Source organism: Oceanobacillus salinisoli (assembly GCF_009733865.1).
Taxonomy (GTDB): Bacteria; Bacillota; Bacilli; order Bacillales; family Amphibacillaceae; genus Oceanobacillus; species Oceanobacillus salinisoli.
This window is the reverse complement of the sequence record NZ_WOFB01000005.1, coordinates 140717-147964: the sequence shown is the minus strand read 5'-3', so window position 1 is coordinate 147964 and position 7248 is coordinate 140717. Positions and strand designations below refer to the sequence as shown.

The 7248-nt window shown below is 38.8% G+C and carries 4 protein-coding genes and 1 pseudogene; 3 read left to right on the top strand and 2 right to left on the bottom strand.

Going from position 1 to position 7248, the window contains the following annotated elements; genetic code table 11:
- Positions 1-3 precede the first annotated feature (3 nt).
- Together GMJ66_RS05915 and GMJ66_RS05910 are read right to left on the bottom strand one after the other, a co-directional pair.
- Complete coding sequence (locus tag GMJ66_RS05915) at positions 4-1434, bottom strand: YfcC family protein (protein WP_156289411.1); 1431 nt, start codon at positions 1432-1434, stop codon at positions 4-6.
- A gap of 63 nt (positions 1435-1497) precedes the next feature.
- Positions 1498-2859, bottom strand: a complete 1362-nt coding sequence (locus GMJ66_RS05910) for a M20/M25/M40 family metallo-hydrolase (RefSeq protein ID WP_156289410.1) — start codon at positions 2857-2859, stop codon at positions 1498-1500.
- Positions 2860-3308: 449 nt separating this feature from the next.
- Between GMJ66_RS05910 and GMJ66_RS05905 the strand changes: the two are divergent.
- The 3 genes and pseudogenes from GMJ66_RS05905 to GMJ66_RS05895 all read left to right on the top strand — a co-directional run bounded on the left by GMJ66_RS05905 (position 3309) and on the right by GMJ66_RS05895 (position 7165).
- A pseudogene (locus GMJ66_RS05905) lies at positions 3309-3754 on the top strand (MarR family winged helix-turn-helix transcriptional regulator).
- A gap of 74 nt (positions 3755-3828) precedes the next feature.
- Entirely contained in the window at positions 3829-4776 is a 948-nt protein-coding gene (locus GMJ66_RS05900; RefSeq protein WP_156289409.1) for a ring-cleaving dioxygenase, read from the top strand.
- Between the two features lie 106 nt (positions 4777-4882).
- The gene (locus GMJ66_RS05895; protein WP_156289408.1) at positions 4883-7165 is read left to right on the top strand and encodes an EAL domain-containing protein; all 2283 of its coding nucleotides are present in this window, start codon (positions 4883-4885) and stop codon (positions 7163-7165) included.
- The last annotated feature ends 83 nt before the right edge of the window (positions 7166-7248 follow it).

The following is a 7248-nucleotide window of genomic DNA, read 5'->3' as shown; positions in this document are numbered from 1 at the left end:
TCATCAAACCGGCCACACAAACAGATGTACAATCGACACCATAATCGCACAAGTAATAAATAACAAAATAACGAGTGGCAACATAAATCTTGCCCATTTCAACCAAGAGACGCCTGCAATGGCTAGTCCAGCCATTAATCCTCCGTTTGTAGGATAAAAGGCGTTGGTAAATCCATCTCCAAACTGGAAGGCAAGAACTGCTGTTTGTCTACTTACTCCTACTAAATCTGCTATCGGCGTCATAATTGGCATGGATAACGCAGCTTGTCCGCTTCCTGAGTTGACGGGCAGATTTAATAGGAATTGACCGAGAAACATACCAAAGGCTGAAACGCTAGCTGGGAATTGACTAGCTAAATTCGTTAAACCATATACGATGGTGTCGATTAAGTTACTATCTTGCAGGATTACAACAATGGTATAAGCAAACGAAACAGCTAACGCACCTTCCATTAAGTTCTTACACCCGTCTGTAAAGGCTGTCGCCATTTCATTCACGTTCATTCCCGAAATGATACCAACAACCATTCCCATGAGAAGGAACACTCCTGTAATTTCTTTGAAGTACCATCCATCATTAATAATGCCAATTGGTAAGGATATAAATGTTGCGGCAAGGCAGATTAAGATGACAATATGTTTTCCGGTTAAACGAGTTTCGGTGGCTTCATTGTTTTCTTCCAGCTTTTTATTCTGATCTTCTACACGTACGAGACTCCTATTTGGATCCCTTTGAATTTTTCTTGCGTAGAGCGTAATGTACGTGCCACTAACGATGAGCAGAATAAGCCAGCAAATGATTCGTACGCCCATCCCTGAAAACAGTGGCAATTCCGCAATCCCATGGGCAACCCCAACATTATATGGGTTTAAAAATCCACCGGCGTATCCGATCGCGACACCAAGCATCGGGACGGCAACGGCAACAATGGAGTCAAAGCCTGCTCTTAAAAGAAGCGGCAATAGGATAATAATATAAACCATCGCTTCGGAACCCAACCCAAAACTAGCTCCAGCTAATGAAAAAATAGCAAATAGAATTGGGATGAGGTAAACTTCTTTTCCGTGCATTTTTTTAATAAGATGTTGGAGGGCACTATCAATCGCCCCGGTTTTCCCTAAAATACCAAATACCCCACCGGTAATAAAAAGCAAGAAGATGATTCCGGAAGCTTGAGACATCCCATCATAAAGGGAATTGAAAAAATCTAAAAAACCTGTTGGATTCCCTTCTGTTTGCTGATACGTACCGTTAACTAGAATTTCTCTTCCTTCTTCATTGGTGGTTCGTTCATATTCCCCAGCTGGAATAAGGTAAGTAATCACAGCGGTTAAAATCATTATGCAAAATAAAATAACAAGGATGTGTGGTGGTTTTTTGGGCTTTTTCTTTGGCTCTGGTGTATTAACATTGTTTGGTTGATTAACTTTCATGTAACGAAATCCCCTTTTATTTCAATTCAACATCCATTTTCCATAAACCTTAGTAAAATCGATTTAGCGTTGTTTGGCATACTCCCCGAGTTGATGAATCACCTGGCAAGTACACTTCATTCCGTCAAAGAAATTTTCCAGTTTCATATTTTCATTGGGGGAATGATTTCGTTGATCGAAATTGGCATAAGGCACGATAATGGATGGTGTTTCTAAAATTTTGGTCCATACATAAACGGGAAGTGAACTTCCTAAACTAGGCTGTATCCATGGCTCTTTTTGATAAGACTCGTAAACGGCATTCGTTACCACCTTTACGATATCTAGATCGGCGGGAGTCCTTGATGGTTCCATGGATACTAAATGGGTCACTTCAATACCTGGATCATGTTTTTCCACGTGCCTTAAGATTTTATTGTAAATATCGCTAGGATCTTGATCCACGACAAGACGAACATCTAATTTCACCGTCGCAGTAGAAGGGATGATTGTTTTAACACCATCCCCTGCATAACCGCTATGGATTCCTGCAATATTAAAGGTTGGTTCCATTGTTAACTTGTGATAATAGGTTTTGCCATCCATCTCTAGGTCGGGATAGCCAATTTTCTCTCCAATATCGTCTCTATCAAAAGGTAAGGTTTCAAGTAGATCTTCTTCTTTCGCGGAAGGCTTTCGGATATGGTCATAAAATCCTTCGATTAACACGTTCCCATCCTTATCACGCATGGTCTCTAGTAAATTTATTAATCTCCAAGCTGGATTTGGGACAATATTGCCTGTATTTCCGGAGTGATTATCCCATTTCGCTTCTTTCGCTTTTAGTTCTAGCTGGAGAGAGCCCCTTGCACCTAATAAGATTAGGGGACAACCGCTATTATGAGAGGAGCCATCCGCTGTATAAACTAGATCTGCTTTTAATAGTTCTTTGTTCTCTTTCACAAAGGAGGCCAAATGAGGACTTCCATTTTCCTCTTCTCCTTCAAATATGAATTTAATATTGATAGGCCAGTCCCCGAAACTATCGATATATGTCTTCACTCCAAGAAGCGTGGCCATCAGCTGTCTCTTGTTGTCTCCTGCCCCTCGAGCGTAGATTCTTCCATCACGAATGGTTGGTTCAAAAGGCGGAGAAAGCCATTCGTCGATTGGATCTGGAGGCTGTACATCATAATGTCCATAAAAAAGCAGGGTAAAGGCATTTTCATCCTTCAGTCTTTCTCCATAAACAACAGGATGCCCATTTGTTTTCATGATTTTGGTGTGAATCCCAATTTCCTCCATCATCTTTTTCAGAAGTTCGGCACATTCCGTCATCCCTTCGTTTTGGGTGCTAATACTTTTTTGACGTAAAAGCGTAAATAATTGTTCCAGGTATTCTTCTTTTTTGTTTAATAGGATATGTTCTATGTTTTCTAGAGGCATAAAATCCCTACTTTCTTTAACTAACCAAACAAAAAATAAGCGGTAATAAAGGTTGTTTTACTCATTAATATATTAGTTGTTTATCACTTTAGAGTAGTAAAGAACTACAGTAATTAGAATTATATATTAATAGATACCTTAAGATAAGGATTTTTTGTAGGAAAATGTCGAGGGTGGGGGATAAGGGGACTGTGGGACGAGATGATAATTAGGATACTGATATTTGTTTGCGAATTCTAGAAAAAGTGGGTCAGTCCCTCATTCATAACATTAAATCGAGAAAGTCAACTTTTATTTTACTTTATCATTCAGAGTGGTAGAAGGGCAGAACCAACTAGGAGACACTTTTATAAGTGTGGTATACATTAAAATATATTTAATTCAAGACATTTTGATTGCGTTTTATCACTTGAGGTATAAAATGATAGTAACGAAAGGGAATGAGTCATTTGAGAAAAAATACACTTGGTTCACTAATTTGGTTGCGTATTGCTCGTTTTACCCATCAAAGTAATGTACTTTCCAATGAATTCTTAAAACAGTTTCGTATTACGGCTGCAAAGTTTGATGTATTAAATAAGGTTTCGACTTATCAGCCGATTACGCAAAGTCAGCTAGCTGCAAGAGTAACGGTGTCGGAGGGTGGTATTTCACGCATGATCACACGACTCGAGCATGAGGGCTATATACAGCGTAAGCAGGGTTGGAAAACGAAATGGATTTCCTTAACGAAAAAAGAGGAAGAAAAAATGCACGAAGTTTTTGAACTCAGCTTGCTTTTCAAACGTCTATTGTCAATGAGTGTTTGACAGAAGAAGAGCAGGAAACACTATACTCGCTCATGACGAAGTTACAAAAGAATACTGAAAATAAGATGAAAAATGAAACGTCTTAGCGTTGTGATAAATATATCGCTATCATTTTTTTATTTATCACTTGACTAGTAAATTGAAAAGGGAGGATTTGTTTATGTATCCAATTCCAGGACATCATCATATTTCCATGATTACAAAAAATGCAAGTCAAAATAATCACTTTTACCGCCATGTACTTGGTTTGCGTCGGGTGAAAGTAACGGTGAACCAAGATGACCCATCGATGTATCACTTATTTTACGGAGATAAAACGGGTAGCCCTGGTACGGAATTATCCTTTTTTGAAATTCCACCAGTAGGAAATACGTACCGTGGTACAAATGCCATTACTAGAATCGGATTACTAGTTCCATCAGAGGATAGTCTACATTATTGGAAAGCACGATTGCAGGAATTCGGTGTGTATCATGGTGAAATCACCACGTATGCCAATCACCCTGCCTTGAAATTGGAGGATCCAGAAGGGCTTCGTTTGGTGCTACTCGCCTCAAACGGAGAAAAGGTGGACCACTGGGAAACTTGGGAAAGGTCTAATGTTCCAGTGGAGCATCAAATTCAAGGTATGGGCTCTGTGGAAATAACAGTACGAAGACTAGATAAACTAGCAAGGACACTTACCGATATGTTCGGGTATACCGAGATAAGTCGTACGGAAAACGAAGCTATTTTTCAATCCATGCCTGGTGAGGTTTTTGGAGAAATCGTAGTGAAATCTTTAGACGGTCCATCGGAAAAACCAGGTCGCGGCAGTATTCATCACTTAGCAATCCGTGTAAAAAACAGTGTGGAGCTAGCCTATTGGGAAGAACAAGTGAAACAAAGAGGTTTTCATACGACAGGAATTATCGACCGTTACTACTTTAAGAGTTTGTATTTCCGTGAATCAAACGGGATTCTTTTTGAAATTGCAACGGATGGACCTGGATTTACCATTGATGGAGATGTGGAGCATTTAGGAGAAAAACTTGATTTACCACCATTTTTAGAGGAAAGACGAGCAGAGATTGAAGCAACACTATCTCCTATTGAAGAGAATGAGTAAGTCCCAAAATGAAGGTGTTTTAGAAAATGGAGAGCTAGTAGGGATGCTTCAAAAATAAATGGATAGATAGGTGAATGATACACGTTAATGACAGGGAGAGTTTAAGATGGGGTATTGGATGATAGACCATGCACATTCGACAATTGGATTTGAAGTGAAACATATGATGGTATCCAAGGTACGAGGACAATTTGATTCATATACAGCGGTTGTAGAGGCGAATGATGTAATGGATTTAACTACCGCAAAGATTGTATTCCGATTGGATGGGGACAGCATAAATACTCGTAATAAGGAACGCGATAAACACTTAAAATCAGCTGATTTCTTCGATATTAAAACGTACCCAACGATTGAATTCCAATCTACGACTATTACAAAAAGTGGTGCAAATTATAAAGTAATTGGTGATCTAACGATAAAAGGGATAACGAAGCCAGTAACATTCGATGTTGTGTTTGGTGGGAAAGCTACAGATCCAAGGGGAGTCGAAGTTTACGGTTATGAGGCAGAAGCAACCATTAACCGTGAAGAATTTGGTCTCACATGGAATGCTTCATTAGAAACAGGCGGCGTACTCGTTGGGAAAGAGGTTAAAATTCGAGTTGCTTTAGAATTAAATCAGCCCAATCGTGTAGGATGGAATGGCAACCATATAAAGCAGCCATATCTTCTTAACAATAAGCATTTGGAACAGGAAATCAGTAGTAATGACATTCATCAAATGATTGTTGAAAATATAACAGATCTTATTGCGATTACGAATAGAAATGGCATTATCCAATATGTCACCCCATCCTTTCATACCGTGTTACATTATGATGTTACTTTCCTTCAGAAAAGTAACTTTTTTGAAATCATTCATCCAGATGACCAGGAGTCCGTTCAACATGATCTCTTTACTTTCTCTGGTAGAACGATAAAAAAACCGATAAAAAGTGAATTTCGGCTCCTTCATGCAGAAGGAAATGAGATAGATGTCGAGGCAAATATGATTCGTATGAACGAAAATTCTTTTTTAGAAAATGAAAATGAATTAATCCTAGTCGTCATGCGTGATATAAGCGAAAGAAAAGAAGGAGAACAAGCCATATATCAATTAGCATTTCATGATACCTTGACCAATCTTCCAAATCGACGTTCGTTTACGAATCATCTTCGTAGTGAACTGATGGATCGAAAATACTCTAGAACTAACCTGTCCCTATTTTTTATCGATTTGGATAATTTTAAATCCATTAATGACCAATGGGGACATGATGCAGGGGACATCGTACTTAAAGAAGCAGCCAAACGAATTCGCTCCGTTATTCGACCGACCGATATGGCAGCAAGATTCGGTGGGGATGAGTTTGTCGTTATGTTAAAAGATGTACAGGATGAAGAAGGGACCATGGCCATTGCTGAAAGAATGCTCATTGAGTTTCAAAACCCTATCAAAGCATATGGACAAGATTACACACTTACTTGCAGTATTGGTGTGGCGCACTATCCTAATCATGGAGAATCTTCTGAGGACTTGATCAAGAATGCAGACACTGCACTTTATTATGCGAAAGAGCACGGTAAAAATGATCTTATGCTATTCAATCAACAGATGGAACATCAATCTTTAGAGCGTCGAATCCTTGAAAATGCATTAAGAACTGGAATCAAGGAGCAACAATTTTATTTGGAATATCAACCGAAAATGAATATGACTACGGGTGAGTTAATGGGTATGGAAGCATTGGTTAGATGGAGGCACCCAGAATTAGGGATCATGTCGCCAGGGAAATTTATTCCGTTGGCAGAAGAAACGGGCTTAATTGTTCCATTGGGAGAGTGGATTCTTAGAGAAAGTTGCCGGCAAGCATCAAGATGGCAAGACGAGGGATATTCATCTTTAATCTTATCTGTGAATGTTTCGGTTCGTCAGTTGGAGGATTTCCATTTTGTCGATAAGATTAAAACCATTTTACATGAAACAGGATTAGATCCAAAACGGCTCGAATTAGAGATAACGGAAAGTGTCTTGGCCAATGTCAAAAGTACGATTTCCATTTTAAAGGAAATTCGAAAGCTAGGCATCCGTATTTCTGTTGATGATTTTGGAACAGGTTATAGTACTCTAAGTTATATTAAAGAATTCCCCATTGATACCTTAAAAATCGACCAATCGTTTGTGAAAGATATACATACGAGTAAAGAAAGTAAGGAAATTGCAAAAGCAATCATCAACTTAGCAAATTCCATTGGATTACATGTTATTGCAGAGGGAGTTGAACTCAAGGAACATGTTGATGAACTGAATAAAGATGGATGTATACTTGGCCAAGGATATTATTACAGTAAACCCTTGCAGATAGGTGCATTTGAGAATTTTATGATAACTAGTCATAAAGCTTAGATAGCTTGAAATAGAATGATTCATGAAATCATGTGTCTTTCTCGCATAACCCCATGCTTGGTTAAAGAGCAGCGACTACATGA